Source organism: Cupriavidus sp. FW216-B1 (assembly GCF_058789195.1).
Window position 1 is genome coordinate 388,401 of sequence record NZ_JBYTEL010000003.1, and the last position, 19,980, is coordinate 408,380.

General features: G+C 68.6%; 21 protein-coding genes. 9 read left to right on the top strand and 12 right to left on the bottom strand.

Going from position 1 to position 19,980, the window contains the following annotated elements; translation table 11 throughout:
- Window positions 1-38: 38 nt before the first annotated feature.
- The 3 genes from iscR to AC3WXD_RS11465 form a co-directional block, all read right to left on the bottom strand.
- Complete coding sequence (gene iscR, locus AC3WXD_RS11455) at window positions 39-590, bottom strand: Fe-S cluster assembly transcriptional regulator IscR (RefSeq protein ID WP_029043269.1); 552 nt, start codon at window positions 588-590, stop codon at window positions 39-41.
- A gap of 90 nt (window positions 591-680) precedes the next feature.
- Window positions 681-2,777 (bottom strand): site-specific recombinase, encoded by a 2,097-nt coding sequence (locus AC3WXD_RS11460; protein WP_492323736.1) that lies wholly within the window; start codon window positions 2,775-2,777, stop codon window positions 681-683.
- Between the two features lie 79 nt (window positions 2,778-2,856).
- A complete protein-coding gene (locus tag AC3WXD_RS11465) occupies window positions 2,857-3,354 on the bottom strand; it encodes a low molecular weight protein-tyrosine-phosphatase (RefSeq protein WP_492323737.1) in 498 nt (165 codons plus the stop codon).
- A 331-nt stretch (window positions 3,355-3,685) separates the two neighbouring features.
- Between AC3WXD_RS11465 and AC3WXD_RS11470 the strand changes: the two genes are divergently transcribed.
- Window positions 3,686-3,991, top strand: a complete 306-nt coding sequence (locus AC3WXD_RS11470) for a hypothetical protein (RefSeq protein WP_492323738.1) — start codon at window positions 3,686-3,688, stop codon at window positions 3,989-3,991.
- Window positions 3,992-4,022: 31 nt separating this feature from the next.
- Here the strand turns inward: AC3WXD_RS11470 and AC3WXD_RS11475 are convergent, their stop codons facing one another.
- Together AC3WXD_RS11475 and uvrB are read right to left on the bottom strand one after the other, a co-directional pair.
- On the bottom strand, window positions 4,023-4,322 hold the full coding sequence (locus AC3WXD_RS11475; RefSeq protein WP_454732455.1) for a putative quinol monooxygenase: 300 nt from the start codon (window positions 4,320-4,322) through the stop codon (window positions 4,023-4,025).
- Window positions 4,323-4,386: 64 nt separating this feature from the next.
- Window positions 4,387-6,486, bottom strand: a complete 2,100-nt coding sequence (gene uvrB, locus AC3WXD_RS11480; RefSeq protein WP_020201425.1) for an excinuclease ABC subunit UvrB — start codon at window positions 6,484-6,486, stop codon at window positions 4,387-4,389.
- A 168-nt stretch (window positions 6,487-6,654) separates the two neighbouring features.
- On the opposite strand from uvrB, the gene AC3WXD_RS11485 reads away from it, so the two are divergent.
- Both AC3WXD_RS11485 and AC3WXD_RS11490 read left to right on the top strand, forming a co-directional pair.
- Window positions 6,655-7,851 (top strand): amino acid aminotransferase, encoded by a 1,197-nt coding sequence (locus AC3WXD_RS11485; protein WP_492323739.1) that lies wholly within the window; start codon window positions 6,655-6,657, stop codon window positions 7,849-7,851.
- Window positions 7,852-8,149: 298 nt separating this feature from the next.
- A complete protein-coding gene (locus AC3WXD_RS11490) occupies window positions 8,150-9,391 on the top strand; it encodes a polyhydroxyalkanoate depolymerase (protein WP_020201423.1) in 1,242 nt (413 codons plus the stop codon).
- 99 nt (window positions 9,392-9,490) lie between these two features.
- On the opposite strand, the gene AC3WXD_RS11495 is transcribed toward AC3WXD_RS11490, so the two are convergent.
- Window positions 9,491-10,126 carry a TetR/AcrR family transcriptional regulator gene (locus AC3WXD_RS11495; RefSeq protein WP_492323740.1) on the bottom strand — a complete coding sequence of 212 codons (636 nt, stop codon included), beginning with the start codon at window positions 10,124-10,126 and terminating at the stop codon, window positions 9,491-9,493.
- Window positions 10,127-10,330: 204 nt separating this feature from the next.
- On the opposite strand from AC3WXD_RS11495, the gene rsxB reads away from it, so the two are divergent.
- Both rsxB and nth read left to right on the top strand, forming a co-directional pair.
- On the top strand, window positions 10,331-11,146 hold the full coding sequence (rsxB, locus tag AC3WXD_RS11500) for an electron transport complex subunit RsxB (protein ID WP_454731237.1): 816 nt from the start codon (window positions 10,331-10,333) through the stop codon (window positions 11,144-11,146).
- Window positions 11,143-11,787: an endonuclease III gene (gene nth / locus AC3WXD_RS11505; RefSeq protein WP_020201420.1), complete on the top strand. Its 645-nt coding sequence runs from the start codon at window positions 11,143-11,145 to the stop codon at window positions 11,785-11,787. The genes rsxB and nth overlap by 4 nt, the downstream gene beginning before the upstream one ends.
- A 91-nt stretch (window positions 11,788-11,878) precedes the next feature.
- Here nth and AC3WXD_RS11510 read toward each other — a convergent pair whose 3' ends face one another.
- Entirely contained in the window at window positions 11,879-12,466 is a 588-nt protein-coding gene (locus tag AC3WXD_RS11510; RefSeq protein WP_020201419.1) for a malonic semialdehyde reductase, read from the bottom strand.
- 253 nt (window positions 12,467-12,719) lie between these two features.
- On the opposite strand from AC3WXD_RS11510, the gene AC3WXD_RS11515 reads away from it, so the two are divergent.
- Together AC3WXD_RS11515 and AC3WXD_RS11520 are read left to right on the top strand one after the other, a co-directional pair.
- Complete coding sequence (locus AC3WXD_RS11515; protein ID WP_020201418.1) at window positions 12,720-13,151, top strand: DUF1841 family protein; 432 nt, start codon at window positions 12,720-12,722, stop codon at window positions 13,149-13,151.
- Between the two features lie 181 nt (window positions 13,152-13,332).
- Window positions 13,333-14,673, top strand: coding sequence for a phospholipase A (locus AC3WXD_RS11520; RefSeq protein ID WP_020201417.1), 1,341 nt, complete (start codon window positions 13,333-13,335; stop codon window positions 14,671-14,673).
- A gap of 12 nt (window positions 14,674-14,685) precedes the next feature.
- Here the strand turns inward: AC3WXD_RS11520 and AC3WXD_RS11525 are convergent, their stop codons facing one another.
- On the bottom strand, window positions 14,686-15,111 hold the full coding sequence (locus tag AC3WXD_RS11525; RefSeq protein ID WP_020201416.1) for a thioredoxin family protein: 426 nt from the start codon (window positions 15,109-15,111) through the stop codon (window positions 14,686-14,688).
- A 95-nt stretch (window positions 15,112-15,206) separates the two neighbouring features.
- On the bottom strand, window positions 15,207-15,764 hold the full coding sequence (gene grpE / locus AC3WXD_RS11530; protein WP_020201415.1) for a nucleotide exchange factor GrpE: 558 nt from the start codon (window positions 15,762-15,764) through the stop codon (window positions 15,207-15,209).
- A gap of 273 nt (window positions 15,765-16,037) precedes the next feature.
- Here grpE and AC3WXD_RS11535 point away from each other — a divergent pair, with 273 nt between their 5' ends.
- Window positions 16,038-16,193 carry a hypothetical protein gene (locus AC3WXD_RS11535; protein ID WP_020201414.1) on the top strand — a complete coding sequence of 52 codons (156 nt, stop codon included), beginning with the start codon at window positions 16,038-16,040 and terminating at the stop codon, window positions 16,191-16,193.
- 41 nt (window positions 16,194-16,234) lie between these two features.
- Here the strand turns inward: AC3WXD_RS11535 and AC3WXD_RS11540 are convergent, their stop codons facing one another.
- From AC3WXD_RS11540 to hrcA, 3 genes are all read right to left on the bottom strand, one after another.
- The gene (locus AC3WXD_RS11540) at window positions 16,235-16,630 is read right to left on the bottom strand and encodes an RNA-binding S4 domain-containing protein (RefSeq protein WP_059412956.1); all 396 of its coding nucleotides are present in this window, start codon (window positions 16,628-16,630) and stop codon (window positions 16,235-16,237) included.
- Window positions 16,631-16,659: 29 nt separating this feature from the next.
- Window positions 16,660-17,775, bottom strand: coding sequence for a ferrochelatase (hemH, locus tag AC3WXD_RS11545; RefSeq protein WP_020201412.1), 1,116 nt, complete (start codon window positions 17,773-17,775; stop codon window positions 16,660-16,662).
- 112 nt (window positions 17,776-17,887) lie between these two features.
- The gene (gene hrcA / locus AC3WXD_RS11550) at window positions 17,888-18,925 is read right to left on the bottom strand and encodes a heat-inducible transcriptional repressor HrcA (protein ID WP_020201411.1); all 1,038 of its coding nucleotides are present in this window, start codon (window positions 18,923-18,925) and stop codon (window positions 17,888-17,890) included.
- Window positions 18,926-19,029: 104 nt separating this feature from the next.
- Between hrcA and AC3WXD_RS11555 the strand changes: the two genes are divergently transcribed.
- Complete coding sequence (locus AC3WXD_RS11555; RefSeq protein WP_020201410.1) at window positions 19,030-19,947, top strand: NAD kinase; 918 nt, start codon at window positions 19,030-19,032, stop codon at window positions 19,945-19,947.
- Window positions 19,948-19,980 lie beyond the last annotated feature (33 nt).

Consider the following 19,980-nt stretch of genomic DNA (forward strand, 5'->3'; position numbering starts at 1 on the left):
GCAATGCTTGAAGTTGATCTGTCCGGCCGGGTGCTCGCTTATGACTGGGCCAGGCTGAAGACCGAATTCACCACCCGCGGGCGCGCGGGCTTTTCCTTTTCGGGGACCGCGCGCGGCGTGGCCACGGCGTGCGCGGCGGCATCCTCGCGCATGTCGTGCAGCACCGTCGGGCACTTGGCGCGCTGCTGGTCGACCAGGTTCTTCAGGGAAACGGAGTCGAGGTACTCGACCATCTTCTGGTTCAGCGTGGCCCACAGCTCGTGGGTCATGCAGCGCCCGTTTCCTTCATCTCCGTTACAATTGCCCTTGCCGCCGCATTGCGTGGCGTCCAGCGGCTCGTCGACGGCGATGATGATGTCGGCAACCGTGACGTCCTCGGCCTTGCGCGCGAGGCTGTAGCCGCCGCCCGGGCCGCGCACGCTCTCCACGATCTCGTGGCGGCGCAGCTTGCCGAACAGCTGTTCCAGGTAGGACAGGGAGATTTTCTGGCGCTGGCTGATACCGGCCAGCGTAACGGGGCCCTGATCCTGGCGCATGGCCAGGTCGATCATGGCGGTTACCGCGAAGCGGCCTTTGGTAGTCAGTCTCATGATGCCGGGGAATACTTGATCATTTTGGTCGAGTATAAAGATCCCGACTAATTCAGTCAAGTACCCCTACTGCATTGCATCAACGCCGCCTCAGGCGCGCTCCTCGCCGGCCGGCACGGCCTGCCCGGCCGTGCGCGGCGGGACGATCAGCGACCACGGGTGCTTCAGGATGCGCCGCCGCACGGCCGACACCACCGCGCGCCGGTCGACGCGCCGCAGGCTGCGTGACCGCAACGCCATGTTGAACGCCAGCGCGAAGCTCACCGCCACGTTCAGCAGCCCCATCAGCGCGATCCCCGCCACCGCCAGCCATAGCGCCGGCATGCGCAGCGCGTCGAAGCCCAGCACGCCGATCGCCGCGCCCACCGCGCCGGTCGACAGCGTGACGTGGCGCACCTCCATGTGCGGCCCGAAGAAGCTCAGGATCTCCGGCCCCAGCCCGAGCAGCAGGCCCAGCGACACGTTGGCCGCGATGCCGGACATGTTGCGCTTGCAGAAATCCGCCAGGCGCATGGCGCCGGCCGCGCCCAGCACGTAGCGCAGGCGGCGGTTGTAGGCCATCACGTCGTGCACCTTGTGCAGCGCGAACCAGTTGTCGGCCCAGCCCGCCACCAGGCTCGACAGCCACAGCAGCACGCCGGTGAAGATCGCGTACAGCGGCGTGGGGCCGAGGATGGAGAACGATCCGATGGTGTCGATCGCCTTGGCCGGCGTGATCAGGTTGGCGCCGAGGACGCGGTTGGCCAGCCACTGGATGCCGAGCGCCACCGGGAACACCAGGGCCAGGTTGCCGAAGATGGCGGCGGCGTTGGAGCGGATCATGGCGATGGTGTCGTCGACGAACGCCTCGCGCCCTTCCGGCTTGCCCGCCGCGTCGAGCCGGTGCGCCAGCGCCGGGCCGGTCATGGCGGGCTGCTTGGTGGCCAGCGTGAAATGCGCGAAGTGGATCACCAGGAAGCTGCCGGCATAGTTGAACGAGGCCAGCAGGCCCTCGGCGAACTTGTCCAGGTGCAGCCCGTAGATCAGGAACTTGAGATAGACCGTGGCCGCCGTGATCAGGCCGCCGCCGGCCGCCGCGCGCATCAGCTCGCGGTATTCGCGGCGGTCGCGCGTGATGTAGTGCTCGCCGCTCTCGGCCGAGCGCTCGACCACCTTGCGCGCGAGCTGCGAGAACGACGAGCCGGCCAGGTGGGCGATGCTGCGGCGCGCCTGCGTGGAGCGGATCAGCGCGGCGATCAGGTGCGCGTGGCGGCCCGGACGCTGCGGCTCGACCCAGGTCGCCAGCAGCAGCTCGATGCGCGCCAGCCGCACCTTCATGCGCTCGATCTGGAACACCACCTCGACCGAGACGCCGTTCTCCTCCAGGTCGTCGTAGACGCGCTGCGCCGCCTGGTGGCAGCCGTCGAGCAGCGCGCGGAAATAGTTCAGGCGGTGCGCGAAGGCCTCGCCGCCGGCCGCGTCGTCCTCGCACAAGGCCTCGATGGCGCTGTCGAGGCGGAAGAACGGCGTGTCCTGCACGCGCCCCTTGAGGCGCGAGCGGATCGACTGGCTCAGGCCGGTGGCGCGCACCTGGCTGACCAGCACCTGGATGCTGGTGGCGAGCGTGCGGTCGAAGCGGTCCCATTCGGGCGGCGCGGCGCCGGCGGCCTCGCCCGCCGGCTCCTCGCCCGCGCGCAGCATGGCCGCCAGCCGCTCGAGCAGGTCGGCGTCGAGCGACTCGACCCAGTCGGCGTCGTTGTCGTCGATGAACAGCAGCGCGAACAGGCCGGCGAGGTCGCCGCGGTTGGGCGGCGGCGGCAGGACACGCGCCTGCAGGCGGTCCAGCATCTCGCCCCAGAAGCCCGGATGGGAGGCCACGCCGGTGTCGCACAGCAAGGCGGTCGGGTCGTTGTCGCGTACCAGCGAGCGCACCGTGCGCGCCACGCGCGCGGCCATCTCCGGATTGCGCCCCAGCACCTGCAGCAGGTAGCGCAGCCGCACGTGCTCGCGCCGGCTCTTGCGGCTGTTGTCGGCCGCCACGCCCTCGGCGCCGGGCAGGCCGTCGCGCCGGATCCAGTAGCCCAGCTCGATCAGCCAGCCGTTGCGGTCCGCCAGCGGCGCCTCCGGATCCGCGGCGGCCAGGATCGCGTCGAGTTGCAGGCTGGCATTGCGCGACTCGCGCCATTTGCGGAACAGGGAACGGAACATGGCACCTCGTGAAAATGGGAAAAACGGCCGGCGCACTTGCCGGGCAATTCGTGCATGCCACGCAAGCCGCGCACGCGCCTCAGCCCGCCGCGTCCAGGCCCCTGGCGCGCAGCATGGCGACCACGCCGTCGCAGGCGTCCTCCACGTAGTCGAGCACGCGCTCGAAACCGTCGCCCTCGCCGTAGTACGGATCCGGCACCTCGTCGGCGTCGTGCCGGCAGGCGAAGCTCATCAGCAGACGCAGCCGGTCGCGGCTGCCGGGCGGGCACAGCGCGCCGAGCGCCTGCAGGTTGTCGCGGTCCATCGCCAGCACGAGGTCGAAGCGCGCGAAATCGGCCGACGTGGCCAGGCGCGCGCGCTGCGCGGAGAGATCGTAGCCGCGCGCCAGCGCATGGCGCTGCGCGCGCGTGTCCGGCGCGCGGCCGACGTGGTAGCCGTGCGTGCCGGCGGAATCGAGCTCGACCGCGCCGTCCATGCCGGCCGCGCGCAGCTTGGCGCGCAGCACGCCCTCGGCGGTCGGCGAACGGCAGATATTGCCCATGCAGCACATGAGAATCGAGAATGTCTTTGTCGGCATGCTGAATCCAGCCTCCTGATCGGTCGGCGCCCGGCGCGCGGAGAGCGGATTTTACCCGCCCGCGGCGACAGGCCCGCGTGGCGTGCCGGATCGGGCCGGGCGGCCCGCGGCGCGCGGCCCGGCGCCGGCCAGGCTGCGCGGCGGCGGCGGAAAAGCAGCGAAGAAGCGGCAAAAAAACGGCGGCGGCAGCGAACCGGCGGCGGCGCAAGAAAAGCAAAAAAGGTGACGCAACGGTTCCTCCACCCGCATAATGCCGGCGGTGAACCATCGCTTCAGCCCCCTCCCCGCCTCCGGCGCCTTGCTGTGCGGCGCGCTCCTGTGCGGCGCTCTCTTGTGCGCGGGCCCCGCGCGCGCCGAGCCTTCCGCCGAAGCCGCCACGGCGGCCGGCAACGCGGCCGCCGTGGCCGGCTGCGCCAACATGCTGGCCGTCATCGAGCGCAGCCTGGAAGAAGAACTCGGCAAGGCCTGCGTGGCACCCGCCTCGATCCCGGCCGACGCCACCGCCTGCGCGGCGCAGCAGGAACCGCTGCGCGCCATCGCGGACTACATCGGCAAGCGCCGCGCGGCCGACGCCGATGCGTGCGAGACGCTGCTGGAAGTCAACAAGCGCCTGCGCACGCTGCCGCCCAAGAGCTAGCCCGGCGCGGCGCGGCCCTGGAGCCGCGCGCTCAGGGCAGCTTGGCCGCCAGCACGTCCAGCTTGTTGATCGACGGCGGATCGGCGAACAGGTCCGGCGCTTTCGCCATGAGGGCCTCGGCCACCTTGCCGGAGAGATGGGCGTCGCGCCCGGCCTCGTCCGCGAAGGCATCGAAGATGCCGTACGTGGACGGCCCGAGCTTGAGCGCGAACCAGGCCGTGGTGCCGGTTTCGGCCTGCACCAGCGGCAGCCCGCCGAGCAGGAACGCCTCGACTTCCTTTTCCTTGCCGGGCTTCGCATGCAGCGGAACCCACAGCGCGAACTTGACCATGACGCACCTCTTCATCACCGTCCGGGATTCCAACTATAGACGGTGAGCGGGGCGGCGAGACGCCTCAGGAAGCCGCCGCGGCGGGCGGCAGGTGCTCGCCGTCGCCGCTGGCGCCGAACACCTGGCGCTTGAGCTTGGCGAGCTGGTCGCGCACCTGGCCGGCCTGCTCGAACTCGAGGTTCTTGGCGTGCTCGAACATCTGCTTCTCGAGCCGCTTGATCTCCCTGGCGACCTGCTTCTCGCTCATGTCCTCGTAGCGCGCGCGCTCCTCGGCGGCCAGCAGCTCGGCCTTGACCTCGCCCGGGTCGTAGACGCCGTCGATGATGTCCTTGATGCGCTTGACCACGCCGCGCGGCACGATGCCGTTGGCCTCGTTGAAGGCGATCTGCCGGGCGCGGCGGCGCTCGGTCTCGCCGATGGCGCGCTTCATCGAATCGGTCATGCGGTCGGCGTACAGGATCGCCGTGCCGTTGACGTTGCGCGCGGCGCGGCCGATGGTCTGGATCAGCGAGCGCTCGGCGCGCAGAAAGCCTTCCTTGTCGGCGTCGAGGATCGCCACCAGCGACACCTCGGGAATGTCCAGCCCCTCGCGCAGCAGGTTGATGCCGACCAGCACGTCGAAGGTGCCCAGGCGCAGGTCGCGGATGATCTCCACGCGCTCGACGGTGTCGATGTCCGAATGCAGGTAGCGCACCTTGACGCCGTTCTCGGTCAGGAACTCGGTGAGCTGCTCGGCCATGCGCTTGGTCAGCGTGGTCACCAGCACGCGCTCGCCGATCTCGACCTTGGCGTGAATCTCGGACAGCAGGTCGTCCACCTGCGTGGTGGCCGGGCGCACGTGGATGATCGGGTCGACCAGCCCGGTCGGCCGCACCACCTGCTCCACCACCTGGCCCGCGTGCTCGTTCTCGTAGTTGGACGGCGTGGCCGAGACGAACATCACCTGGCGCATCTTGCGCTCGAATTCCTCGAACTTGAGCGGGCGGTTGTCGAGCGCCGACGGCAGGCGGAAGCCGTATTCCACCAGCGTGGTCTTGCGCGCCTTGTCGCCGTTGTACATGCCGTTGAACTGGCCGATCAGCACGTGCGACTCGTCGAGGAACATCAGGGCGTCGGGCGGCAGGTAGTCGACCAGCGTGGGCGGCGGCTCGCCGGGCCGGGCACCGGACAGATGCCGCGAGTAGTTCTCGATGCCCTTGCAGAAACCGAGCTCGGACAGCATTTCGAGGTCGAAGCGCGAGCGCTGCTCGAGCCGCTGCGCCTCCACCAGCCGGTTCTCCTTGTAGAAGAAATCGAGCCGCTCGCGCAGCTCGACCTTGATGTCCTCGATCGCGCGCAGCACGGTCTCGCGCGGGGTCACGTAGTGGCTCGACGGATAGACCGTGAAGCGCGGGATCTTCTGGCGCACGCGCCCGGTGAGCGGGTCGAAGAACTGGAGCGAGTCGATCTCGTCGTCGAACATGTCGACGCGCACCGCCAGCTCGGCGTGCTCGGCCGGGAAGATGTCGAGCGTGTCGCCGCGCACGCGAAAGGTGCCGCGCTGGAAGTCGGTCTCGTTGCGCGTGTACTGCATGGCGATCAGGCGCGCGATCACGTCGCGCTGGCTGATCTTGTCGCCCGCGCGCAGCGTCAGGATCATCTTGTGGTACTCGGACGGATTGCCGATGCCGTAGATGGCCGAGACCGTGGCCACGATGATGGTGTCGCGCCGCTCCAGCAGGCTCTTGGTGGCCGACAGCCGCATCTGCTCGATGTGCTCGTTGATCGAGGAATCCTTCTCGATGAACAGGTCGCGCTGCGGCACGTAGGCTTCGGGCTGGTAGTAGTCGTAGTAGCTGACGAAATACTCGACCGCGTTGCGCGGGAAGAACTCGCGGAATTCCGAGTACAGCTGCGCCGCCAGCGTCTTGTTGGGGGCGAACACGATGGCCGGGCGGCCCAGGCGGGCGATCACGTTGGCCATCGTGAAGGTCTTGCCCGAGCCGGTCACGCCCAGCAGGGTCTGGAACGAGAGGCCGTCCTCCACGCCCTCCACCAGCTGGCGGATCGCCTCGGGCTGGTCGCCGGCGGCCGGATAGGGCTGGTAGAGCTGGAACGGGGAGCCGGGAAAGGTCGCGAACTTCTCTTCGTCCAGCGCGGGCGCGACTTCAACAAGATTCGACATAGGGCTGGTAGCGGAAAAGTAAGGGAAAACCTCAGGAAAACGGATGGATACGCTAGAATCTTGGGGTTGGCGGCCAGGTATCAAGATGGGGGCCGCCGCACTCTCCAGCGCAGTCCGGAGCATTCTACGCCCTCCCGTTTTGTTACATAGCTGACCACGAGATCCCAAATGAGTTTGTTTTCTGCCGTCGAGATGGCCCCGCGCGACCCGATCCTGGGCCTGAATGAAGCCTTCAATGCCGATACCCGTGCCACCAAGGTCAATCTGGGTGTCGGCGTGTACTTCACCGACGAAGGGAAAATCCCCCTGCTGCGCGCCGTGCAGGAAGCCGAGAAAGCCCGCCTGGCCACCGCGACGCCGCGCGGCTACCTGCCCATCGAAGGCATCGCTGCCTACGACCAGGCCGTGCAGACGCTGCTGTTCGGCAAGGAATCGCCGCTCATCACCGAAGGCCGCGTGGTAACGGCGCAGGCACTGGGCGGCACCGGCGCGCTGAAGATCGGCGCCGACTTCCTCAAGCGCCTGTACCCGGACGCCAAGGTCGCCATCAGCGACCCGAGCTGGGAAAACCACCGCGCCCTGTTCGAGGCGGCCGGCTTCCCCGTGGTCAACTATGCCTACTACGACGCGCCCAGCCACGGCCTGAACTTCGCCGGCATGGTCGAGTCGCTCAAGTCCTACCCGGCCAACACCATCGTGGTGCTGCACGCGTGCTGCCACAACCCGACCGGCGTCGACCTGTCGCCCGCGCAGTGGAAGCAGGTGGTGGAGCTGGTCAAGGAACGCAACCTGATCCCGTTCCTCGACATGGCCTACCAGGGCTTCGCCGAGGGCATCGAGCCGGACGGCGCCGCGGTGCGCCTGTTCGCCGAGTCGGGCCTGCCGTTCTTCGTCTCGAGCTCGTTCTCGAAGAGCTTCTCGCTGTACGGCGAGCGCGTCGGCGCGCTGTCCATCGTGACCACCGGCAAGGAAGAAGCGCAGCGCGTGCTGTCGCAGGTCAAGCGCGTGATCCGCACCAACTACTCCAACCCGCCCACGCACGGCGGCACCGTGGTGGCGACCGTGCTGAACAGCCCGGAACTGCGCGCCATGTGGGAGCAGGAACTGGGCGAGATGCGCGACCGCATCAAGCTGATGCGCCACGCGCTGGTGGACAAGCTGGCCGCCAAGGGCGTGCCGGGCGACTTCTCCTTCGTCAAGGCCCAGCGCGGCATGTTCTCGTACTCGGGCCTGACCTCGGCCCAGGTCGACCGCCTGCGCACCGAGCACGGCATCTACGCGGTCGGCACCGGCCGCATCTGCGTGGCCGCGCTGAACAGCCGCAACATCGACGCGGTGGTCGACGCGATCGCGGCCGTGCTGTAATTCGCGGCAAAAAGCGATGAAAAGGCGACTTCGGTCGCCTTTTTCGCGCCCGGACTCAATTTTTTACGATCTTTTCCGATCTGTAATGGAGCGGTACCGGCTTTGTCCTATTGTCTTTTTCCGGTGCGGGCGTACCTTAGGGTATATGCTGCATCGCACGATCGTTCGCAAACGCGCATAATCCACCGCAGTCGGTAACACGTTGGCAACGTGAGCAGCATGAATCGTGGTTTCATCACATTTATAACGTCAAGGCGTTGAATTCCCGCTTCGCCCCCCAGCCTGATAGGTATCCGTCATGCTTTACCAGCTGCATGAGTTCCAGCGCTCGATGCTGCACCCGCTGACCGCGTGGGCGCAGGCCACGGCCAAGACCTTCACCAATCCCCTCAGCCCGCTCTCCCTGGTCCCCGGCGCCACCCGCCTGGCCGCCGGCTACGAGCTGCTGTACCGGCTCGGCAAGGAATACGAGAAGCCGTCGTTCGACATCAAGTCGGTCCGCTCCAACGGCCGCGAGATCCCGATCGTCGAGCAGACCATCGTCGAGAAGCCGTTCTGCAGGCTGGTGCGCTTCAAGCGCTATGCCGACGACCCCGAAACCATCAAGCTGCTCAAGGACGAGCCGGTGGTACTGGTGTGCGCGCCGCTCTCGGGCCACCACGCCACGCTGCTGCGCGACACCGTGCGCACGCTGCTGCAGGACCACAAGGTCTACGTGACCGACTGGCTCGACGCGCGCATGGTGCCGGTCGAGCACGGCCCGTTCCACCTGGCCGACTACATCCACTACATCCAGGACTTCATCCGCCATATCGGCGCGGACAACCTGCACGTGATCTCGGTCTGCCAGCCGACCGTGCCGGTGCTCGCGGCGATCTCGCTGCTGGCCTCGGCCGGCGAGAAGACGCCCAGGACCATGACCATGATGGGCGGCCCGATCGACGCGCGCCGCAGCCCCACCGCGGTCAATTCGCTGGCGACCAACAAGTCGTACGAGTGGTTCGAGAACAACGTGATCTACACCGTGCCGGCGAACTACCCGGGCCACGGCCGCAAGGTCTATCCCGGCTTCCTGCAGCACGCCGGCTTCGTGGCGATGAACCCGGACCGCCACCTGTCCTCGCACTACGACTACTACCTGAGCCTGGTCGAGGGCGACTCCGACGACGCCGAAGCCCACGTGCGCTTCTACGACGAATACAACGCCGTGCTCGACATGGCGGCCGAGTACTACCTGGACACCATCCGCGAGGTCTTCCAGGAATTCCGCCTGGCCAACGGCACCTGGGAAATCGACGGCGAGGCGGTGCGCCCGCAGGACATCAAGGGCACCGCGCTGCTGACCATCGAGGGCGAGCTGGACGACATCTCGGGCGCCGGCCAGACCGCCGCCGCGCACGAGCTGTGCGCCGGCATCGCCAAGACGCGCAAGCAGCATATCGTGGCGCCCAAGTGCGGCCACTACGGGATCTTCTCCGGCCGCCGCTGGCGCCAGGACATCTACCCCGAGCTGCGCGACTTCATCCTGAAGTACCGCTGATCCCGCTGAACCGCCGCCGGCGCACCGGCGGCAAGAAGGCAAAACGCCCGCATCGGATGCGGGCGTTTTTTCATGCGGTGACGCGCGCGGCGGCGGGCCTCAGCGCTTTTCCAGGTAGGACAGCAGCATGTCGGTGTGCAGCTCGGCAAAGCGCGCGTGCTCGTCCTGCGAGGCCACGTCGCGGCCGATCACCGCGCTGATGGTGTAGCGGTTGGACAGCAGGTAGTAGCCCAGCGCCGAGATCGTCAGGTAGAGCTGCGGCACGTCCACGTCGTCGCGGAACACGCCCTGGCGCTGGCCGCGCTTGACGATGTCGGCCAGCACGTTGACGATCGGGTTGACCAGCTGGTGCAGCTGCGTGGACTTCTTCAGGTGGCGCGCCTCGTGCAGGTTCTCGCTGTTGACCAGGCGGATGAACTCCGGGTTGCGGTAATACCAGTCCCAGACGAAGCGGGCCAGCGTGCGCACCGCGGCCACCGGGTCTTCGTCGACGATGTGCAGTTGCTCCTCGGCGGCGCGGAATTCCGCGTACTGGCGCTCCAGCACGGCGAGGAACAAGCCCTCCTTGCTGCCGTAGTAGTAATACAGCATGCGCTCGTTGGTCTCGGCGCGCCGCGCGATCTGGTCGACGCGCGCGCCGGCCAGGCCGCCCTTGGAGAATTCCTCGGTCGCCGCGTCGAGAATACGGCGGCGCGTACCCTCTGGGTCCCGCTTCGTTCTGGTTTCGTTTTGCATGCGACGGCTGAAGAATCGTTGCGCGGGATTATGGCATAGGGTGGCAGGCGCCCAGCCCCGCGGAGCTGCGCCGCATCATCGCGCGTTTCTGCGCCGCAACGAAATCGGGGATAATCCCTGCCGCGCAGCCGTTCCGGCGGGCCGGGCCACCGGCCGGACAAGAGAACGGCGCCCCGCCGTCCCCGCAAACCCGCAAATGCCGCTGTGACTGCCATTCCGCAAACCCTCGCCGACCGGCTCGAAGCCCTGCTGCCGCAGACCCAGTGCACCAAGTGCGGCTTCGACGGCTGCCGCCCCTACGCCGAAGCCCTGGCCGCCGGCGAGGCCGACTGCAACCGCTGCCCGCCCGGCGGCGCCGAAGGCATCGGCCGCCTGGCCGCGCTGCTCGGCGCGCCGGCGCCGGCGCTGGACCCGGCATGTGGCACCGAGCAGGCGCGCGCGGTGGCCCGCATCGACGAAAGCCTGTGCATCGGCTGCACGCTGTGCATCCAGGCCTGCCCGGTCGACGCCATCGTGGGCGCGCCCAAGCAGATGCACACCGTGCTGGCCGACTGGTGCACCGGCTGCGACCTGTGCGTGGCGCCCTGCCCGGTCGACTGCATCGCCATGATCCCTGTCACGCCCGGGCGCACCGGCTGGGCCGCGTGGTCGCAGGCGCAAGCCGACGAGGCCCGCGCGCGCTACGTGGCGCGCCGCGCCCGGCTGGTGCGCGAGCGGGAGGAAAACGACGCCCGCCTGGCCGCCAAGGCCGCCGCCAAGCTCGAGGCGCTGCAGGCCGAGACCGCGCAGAGCGAGGAAGAACGCCAGGCCCAGGCGCGCAAGCAGGCCATCATCCAGGCCGCCATCGAGCGCGCGCGCCTCAAGCAGCAGGCCGTCAAGCCGCGCAACACGGAAAACGTCGCGCCCGCCGTGCAGGCCCAGATCGACGCCGCCGAGGCGCGCCGCGCCAGGGCCGGCCTCGCCGCGCCGGACCCGGCCGGCCCCGCACCCGACACCAACCCAGCCCACAAGGACGAATGAACGCCGCCAAGTGCCGCGCCCTGTTCGAAACACTGCGCGAAGTCAATCCGGCCCCGGCCACCGAACTGGAATACAGCTCGCCGTTCGAGCTGCTGATCGCCGTGCTGCTGTCGGCGCAGGCCACCGACGTGGGCGTGAACAAGGCCACCCGCAAGCTCTACCCGGTCGCGCACACGCCGCAGCAGATCCTCGACCTCGGCGAGGAAGGGCTGATCGGGTACATCAAGACCATCGGCCTCTACAAGACCAAGGCCAGGCACGTCATGGCGACCTGCCGCATCCTGGCCGAGCAGTACGGCGGCGAGGTGCCGCGCGACCGCGCGGCGCTGGAAGCGCTGCCGGGCGTGGGCCGCAAGACCGCCAACGTGGTGCTCAACACCGCCTTCGGCGAGGCCACCATCGCCGTCGACACGCACATCTTCCGCGTGGCCAACCGCACCGGGCTGGCGCCGGGCAAGAACGTGCAGGTGGTGGAGCACAAGCTGCTCAAGGTGGTGCCGCAGGAATTCCTGCACGACGCGCACCACTGGCTGATCCTGCACGGGCGCTACGTCTGCAAGGCGCGCAAGCCCGAGTGCTGGCACTGCGCGATCGAGCCGCTGTGCGAGTTCCGCGAGAAGACCGAGGCGCCCAGCATCTGAACGGCGCCCAAGCGGCATCCGAGCGGCGCCCGCAATGCAGAAAGGCCCCCGCGGGGGCCTTTGCTTCTTGCCGCGGACCGGAACGCCGGCCTCAGACGATGCGGCAGGCCTCGTCGAACGACAGGCGCGGGCCGCGCGGGAACAGCTTGTCCGCCTCGCCGTAGCCCAGGTTGCACAGGAAGTTGACCGACCACTTGCCGTCGGGGAAGAAGGCGGCGTTCACCTTGGCGGCGTCGAAGCCGGCCATCGGGCCACAGTCGAGGCCGAGCGCGCGCGCGGCCAGGATGAAATAGCCGCCCTGCAGCGAACCGTTCATGAGCGCGTCACGCGCGATCTTTTCCGGCTGGCCGGCATACCACGCGCGCGCGTCGGCATGCGGGAACAGCTTGGGCAGCTGGTCGTGGAAGGCGTTGTCGAACGCGATGATGGCCGTCACCGGCGCCGAGCGGGTCTTCTCCGTGTTGCCGGCCGAGACGCATTCGACCAGGCGGGCCTTTTCCGCGGCGCTCCTGACGAAGACGATGCGGGCCGGCGAGCCGTTGGCGGCGGTCGGGCCGAACTTCATCGCCTCGTAGATCTGGTGGAGCACGGCATCGTCCACCTGGCGGTCCTGCCAGACGTTGTGGGTGCGGGCATCGGTGAACAGTTGGGCGATGGCGGCCTGGTCGATCGGTTTCATGCGTCGGTTCCTGAGCGGGAGAAGGAGGAGGAGGAGGAGGAGGTAAGAGCCGGATTGTAGCGAAGACCGCGCTTTCCCTCTGCAAGCGATTTGAGCGGACGATTCAATTCTGTTGCATCTTTTGCCGCACCTTCTGTTGCGCCCGCGCGGAGGCGGCGGCGCAGGCGCGGCAAGCGGACATGGCGGCACCTGGGCGGAAACGCCCGGCAGGCGCCCTGCGGCGCCATCCGCGCTCGTTTACAATGGCGCCACCATGTTCAATCCCTCCCGCGAAGAAGTCCGCCGTTTTTTCTGCGAAGCCTGGCAGAAGCAGCGCGCCGGCAGCGTCCTCACCCCGCTCGAAGCCATTGCCGTCGACTGGATCGGCGAGCATCCCGAATACCAGGACCTGCTCGCCGACACCGAGGGCGCGCTGGGCCAGGACTACACGCCCGAAGGCGGCCAGACCAACCCCTTCCTGCACCTGGCCATGCACCTGTCGATCGCCGAACAGGTCTCGATCGACCAGCCGCCCGGCATCCGCGGCGCCTACGAGGCGCTGGCGCGGCGCCTGGACTCGCCGCACGAGGCCCATCACCAGGTCATGGAATGCCTGGGCGAAATGCTGTGGCAGGCACAGCGCAGCGGCCTGCCGCCCGACGGCGAGCAATACATCGCCGCCGTCCAGCGCCGCGCCACGCGCTAGGCCGGCGCCGCCCGCCGTCGCGGCGGATAACGGCGGCGGCGAATGGTGGCAGACAACGGCGGCGCACAAATCATCACAAATTGCGCGTGCCGGGCATGATAGGCTCTACCGCGTCGCAATCACCCGCCGCGCATGCGTCACCCGCCCCCCGGAGTCAGGGAACGCAGGCCGCCTTCATCCCATGCCGCCTTTCTCGCGCAAAGCCCGGGCCGCCGGCTCCGGCGCGCACCGGCGCCGGCCCGCACCGGCCGCGCCCGCCCTTCTGTTCTCGCTGATGCTGGCGGCGGCCTGGCCGCTCCAGGGCCGCGCCGCCATCGCGCTGCTGCAGCCGCCCAAGGTGGTCGACGGCACCCGGCCGCTGACCCTCACGCTGCTGGTCAGCGCCGACAAGGCCAACCGCGCGTTCCTGGTGCCGCAGACCATCGAGGTGGTGGCTTCGGCCGACCTGCAGGCGCCGGTGCGCCTGCACATGGAGCGCGCCACGCCCGGCCCCGCCACGGTCCGGCTGCGCCAGGGCGAGCACCGCATCATCGAATACAGCGCGACCGTGCCGCCCACGCTGCGCGGCCTGGTGCGGCTCGACGCGGTCGACATCGACGCCGCGCCGGTGCTGGTCACGCTGAACCGCGCGCCCGGCCCGGCGAACGCGCCGGCGGCCCCGGCCACGGCGGCCCCAGCACCCGCGGCCGCCGTGGCCACCTCGCTGGCACCGGCCGACGACGGCCGCGCCCCGGCGCCGGCGCCCGTGGTGCCGGTCGTGCCGGTAGCCGCGGCGGCCGAGCCCGCGCCGGTGCAGGCCGACCTGCGCGACCAGGGCCGCCTGACCTTCCACGAACCGATGTATTTCATGGCCGGCGGGCACGGCGGCGCCAATGCCAAGTTCCAGCTCAGCTTCAAGTTCCGCGTGTTCCAGGGCGAGAACCCGAACTCGCGCAGTCTGCTCGACAACCTGTATTTCGGCTATACGCAGTTCTCGCTGTGGGACCTGGCCTCAGACTCGCACCCGTTCCGCGACACCAACTACCGGCCGAGCCTGTTCTATTACCTGTCGGATACCGGCGTGCACAACCGCGCCATCAGCCGGCTGTCGGTGGCGGCGGGGCTGGAGCATGAATCGAACGGCCTCGACGGCGACCGCTCGCGCAGCATCAATACCGTGTTCGTCAGGCCGACCCTCTACCTGGGCGACCTGACCGACTGGCACTGGAGCGCGTCGCCCAAGCTGTACTACTACGTGGAGAAGAGCGACAACACCAACATCGCCAGCTACCGAGGCTACATGGATCTCAAGCTGGCCTACGGCAAGGCGGATTCGTGGGAGTTCGCCGCCACCCTGCGCAAGGGCACGCAGAAGTACTACGGCAGCGTGGACGCGGCCGTGACCTACCCGCTCGCGCGGCTGGTTCCGGGCACGGCGGGCTACCTGATGGCCGGTTATTTCATCGGCTACGGCGAGAGCCTGCTGGACTACAACCGCAAGCTGCCGTGGCAGTTCCGCCTCGGCTACGCGCTGTCGCGCTAGCGCCGCCGGCGCTCAGCCGGCCAGCGGCTTGCCGCCGGCCTTGAGGCGGGCGTTGCCCACCGCCGCGGCGAACTGGCCGTGGCCGTGCCAACCGGTGGCGCGGCCCAGCTTCTTGCCCTTGTGGAAGAACATGAACACCGGGATGCCGTGCAGGCCGAAGCGCCGGCCCAGCTCCGGGTGCGCGTAGACGTTGGCGTGCAGCCAGTGCAGGTCGAGCGCGCGCACCGGCTCGGGATTGGCCAGCATGGCCTTCTTCGCCATCTCGCAATTGAAGCAGTCCACGCCCCAGAAGAACACGCAGACCAGCTTGTCGCCGGCCGCGGCGATGGCGGCGTCGATGTCGTCGCCATTGACTTCGCGCATGCCGAACGCCTCGAAGGCGCGGTGATCCTGGTGCGGGGCCTCGGCGCCGGCGGCCTGGTCGGGGGATGTGGACATCGGTCTCTCCATCAATGGAAAACGCCCGGGCCAGAGCGGCACCGGGCGTTGCTCGTGCCAGCCGGACGGGCGGACAGCGAAAGGGACTGCGGCGGTTACTTGGGCGCGGACACCGTCACCAGCGCCGGGCGCAGCACGCGGTCGGCGATCATGTAGCCGCGCTGCAGCACCGACACCACGGTATTGGGCTCCTGCGGCGCCGGCACCATCGAGATGGCCTGGTGGCGATGCGGGTCGAACTTCTCGCCGACCGGGTTCAGCTCGACGAGCTTGCCCTTCTCGAAGGCGCTGGTGAGCTGGCGCGCGGTCAGCTCGACGCCTTCGCGCAGCTTGGCGATGTCGCCCGAGCCGTCGGCCAGCGCGGCCTGCAGGCTGTCCATCACCGGCAGCAGGTAGTCGGCGAAGCTTTCGATGGCGAACTTGTGCGCCTTGGCGACGTCTTCCTGGGCGCGGCGGCGGATGTTCTCGCCTTCGGCGGTCGCGCGCAGGAACAGGTCATAGTTTTCCTTGGCCTTGGCTTCGAGCGCGGCCAACTGGGCGGCCACGCCGTCCGCGGCGGCGTTCTCGGCCTGCGCGGCCGGCGCGTTGTTCAGCTCCTCGCCGGCGGCCGCGGGCGGCGTCGTGTTGGATGGCGTCTGCTTCTGTTCTTCCATGTCGATCCGTTCTGATACAAGGACGCGGCCGGCCTGCGCCGGCCACGGGTGGTAAATCGGCAAATGTAGCCTGCAATTGGTGACAGGCTTCCGGTTTTTCAAGAGCGCACCGTGTCGGTGCAGTGAAACACATGGTTACAAAGAGGCGGGCACCGAAATAGGGGCCATATTGCTTTGCTGCAACGCACCCTCTAAGATGAAAGTGTACAAAAATGACAAAAATAACGGGGTCGAAGATGCATCACAAGTCGGGCCACTCTCGAAAGGTTAGCCATGCATAAGCTGCCTGTTCTGACGGTCTTCCTTCTCGCCGCATTATCGGTGATGACAGTCTTCATCTGCCTCTCCGGCGCCTTCACGCCGCGGGATACCGAATACGGCAGTGGCAAGGCGGTTTTCAAGCATTACATCGTTCCCTTCGTTCGCTGACCAGCCAGTGAGCCGCGGCGCCGCATGCGCCGGCGCGCGCCTCACTGCCCGATGCCGTCGAGCAGGCGCCGGTCGCGCTTGGTCGGCCGGCCCTGCAGCCGCGACGCCGGCTCCGTGTTGACCCGCCGGTTTTCCGCCTCCTCCCGCCGCCGCGCCTGGCTTGCCTCGGTTTCCGCGTAGAGCGTCTGCGCCACCGGCGCCGCGCCGCGCGCGCCCGCGATCCCCCTGACCACCAGTTCCCAGCGCTGCTGGTGCGCTTCGAGCACGACCGTGTCGCCGGGCCTGACCTCGCGCGAGTTCTTGCACGGCTGGCCGTTGACCCGCACCTTGCCGCGCTCCACGGCCTCGGCCGCCAGCGAGCGGGTCTTGAAGAAACGCGCGCACCACAGCCATTTGTCGATGCGCAGGCGGGCATCCGCCTCGAAAGATACGTTCATGCTGTCATCTCCTTGCCACGAAGCGCGCCTCAGGCCGCCGCGCCGCGCATCTGCGCCTGGCTGCGGCGCGCCTCCAGCTCGTGCGGGTGCGGCAGCCGCAGCGGCCAGCCCTGCAGGTGCTGCAGGGCGATCTCCGCCAGCCCGGCGATCCAGGACTCGGCGTCGTTGAGGCAGGGAATGTAGTGGAAAACCTTGCCGCCGGCCACCTGGAATTCGGAGCGCCCTTCCATGCCGATCTCCTCGAGCGTCTCCAGGCAGTCGGCCGGGAAGCCCGGGCAGAACACGTCGACGCGGCCCGTGCCGACCTTGCCCAGCTCCCGAAGCGTCGGCGCCGTGTACGGCTGCAGCCATTCCGCGCGCCCGAAGCGCGACTGGAACGTGACCTGGTACTGGCCCGGCTGCAGGCCCAGCGCCTCGCCCAGCAGGCGGCCGGTCTTGAGGCATTCGCAATGGTAGGGATCGCCCAGTTCCAGCGTGCGCCGCGGCACCCCGTGGAACGACAGGATCAGCCGGTCGCCGCGCGCGAAATCGGGCGTGCCGTGCTGCGCCCAGTATGCGCCCACCTGCTGGTGCAGGGCGGCGATATAGGACGGATGGTCGTGAAAATGCTTGACCAGCCGCAGCTCTGGCTGGTTGCGCCACTGCGCCAGCACGCGGAACGCCTCGTCGAACGCCGTGGCCGTGGTGCTGCCCGAATACTGCGGGTACAGCGGCAGCAGCAGGACGCGCTCGGTGCCCTGGCGCCGCAGCGCCTCGAGCACCGAGCCGATCGACGGATTGCCGTAGCGCATCGCGCACGCCACCGTCACTTCGTGGCCGTGCTGGTTGAGCAGCAGTTGCAGCGCGTGGGCCTGGCGCTCGGTGTGGACCAGCAGCGGCGAGCCGGTCATGTGCGCCTCGCGCAGCCACACCGACTCGTATTTCATGGCCGAGGCGCGCGAGCGCAGCGGCAGGATGAAGCCGTACAGGATCGGCAGCCAGGCCGCGCGCGGGATCTCCACCACGCGCGGATCGGACAGGAACTGCCGGAGATAGCTGCCGACTGCCTTCGGGGTCGGCGCGTCCGGGGTGCCGAGATTGATCAGCAGGACCGCCGTGCGCGGCGCCTGGCCGTGCTGATAGGCCGGTTCGGGTGTAGTCGTCATGGTGTTTCCGGTGTGGCGGGGCGGGCCGCGGCGAACGCGCGCGGCCGCCGGGTCGCGCCGGGCCGGCGGGCGCAACGGCACTGGCAGCCGGTGAGACCCGCCGGGGCCCGCACTAGTTCTGGCTCAGCGCGCTGGACAGCAGCCGCGCCGTGATGTCGACGATCGGGATCACCCGTTCGTAGGCCATGCGGGTCGGCCCGATCACCCCCAGCGTGCCGACGATCTGGCCGTCGACCTCGTAGGGCGCTGTGATGACCGCCATGTCCTCGAGCGGCACCAGCTTGCTCTCGCCGCCGATGAAGATCTGCACGCCCTGCGCATGGCTGGAGACGTCGAGCAGCTTGAGCAGGCCGGTCTTGTGCTCGAACACGTCGAACAGGCGGCGCAGCTTTTCCATGCTGGAGGACAGGTCCTCCACCTCGAGCAGCTTGCGCTCGCCGGAGATGAAGACGTGGTTGTCCTCTTCCTCGGCCATCGCGCTGCTGCCGGCCTCCACCGCCGCCTGCATCAGCTGCGACATGTCCATGCGCAGCGCCCGCAGTTCGCCGCGCAGGTGGTCGCGCACGTTGTCGAAGCTCATGCCGGCATAGTGCGAGTTGATGAAGTTGGCGGCCTCGACCAGCTGCGACGGCGTGTACGGCAGCTCGGTCTGGATGATGCGGTTCTGCACGTCGCCTTCGGGCGTGACGATGATCAGCAGGATGCGCTTGTCCGACAGCCGCATGAATTCGACCTGGCGGAACGCCTGCGCGCGCCGCGGCGTCATCACCACGCCGGCGAAATGCGACAGGTTGGACAAGGTGTGCGCCGCCGAGGTGATCATGCGCTGCGGCCCGAGCTGCTGGCCGTGCAGCTGCCCCTGGATCTTGCCGGCCAGCTCGGCCAGGTTGAGCGCGCTGTCGAGCGGCTGGGCGGTCAGCATGGTGTCGACGAACAGCCGGTAGCCGCGCGGCGTCGGGATGCGCCCGGCCGAGGTGTGCGGGCTGGTGATGAAGCCCATCTCCTCCAGGTCCGACATCACATTGCGGATGGTGGCCGGCGACAGGTCGAGCCCCGAGTATTTCGACAGGGTGCGCGAGCCGACGGGCTGCCCCTCGGCGATATAGCGCTCGATCAGCGTTTTGAGAAGCGTTTTGGCACGTTCATCCATGATGCACCCGATTTTACGCAAGTTTTCCCGGTTCGGGCGGCTGGCGCGCACCGGCGCGCGCCCGCGTGCTGACAATGGTCACGGCGGTATGGTCTAATCCGGGCATGTCATCGCTCCCCAAGCCCGCCGCCGCGCGCGCCCCCTTCCGCACCGTCGCCCTGATCGGCAGGTACGCCACCGCCGGCATCGAAGGCCCGCTGGAAGAACTGGCCGCCTGCATCCTGAAGAACGGCCAGGACGTCGTGTTCGAACGCGAGACCGCGCTGGCCACCGGGCTGACCGACTACCCTTCCCTGCCGCCCGGCGAGATCGGCAAGCATGCCGACGTCGCCGTGGTGCTGGGCGGCGACGGCACCCTGCTGGGGCTGGCGCGCCAGCTCGCCGGCTTCCCGGTGCCGCTGATCGGCGTCAACCACGGCCGGCTCGGCTTCATGACCGACATCCCGCTCGAGAACGTGCAGTCGGTGCTGCCCGACATGCTGGCCGGGCGCTACGAATCCGAGACCCGCATGCTGCTGGAGTCGCAGGTGGTGCGCGACGACGGCGTGATCTTCTCCGCGCTGGCCTTCAACGACGTGGTGGTCAACCGCTCCGGCATCTCCGGCATGGTCGAGCTGGCGGTCTCGGTGGACGGCTACTTCATGTACAACCAGCGCTCGGACGGCCTGATCGTGTCCACGCCGACCGGCTCCACGGCCTACGCGCTGTCGGCCGGCGGCCCGATCCTGCATCCCACGCTGTCCGGCCTGGTGCTGGTGCCGATCGCCCCGCACGCGCTGTCGAACCGCCCGATCGTGCTACCGCACGACGCCGAGGTGTCGATCGAGGTGGCCACCGCGCGCGACGCCAGCGTCAACTTCGACATGCAGTCGCTGACCTCGCTGCTGCCCGGCGACCGCATCGTGGTGCGGCGCTCGGCCAAGACCGTCCACCTGCTGCACCCGCTCGGCTACAACTATTACGCCACGCTGCGCAAGAAGCTGCACTGGCACGAGTACCCGAGCGAAGACAACCGGCTCTGATGCGGCCCCGAACGACCCGGAACGATCCAACCC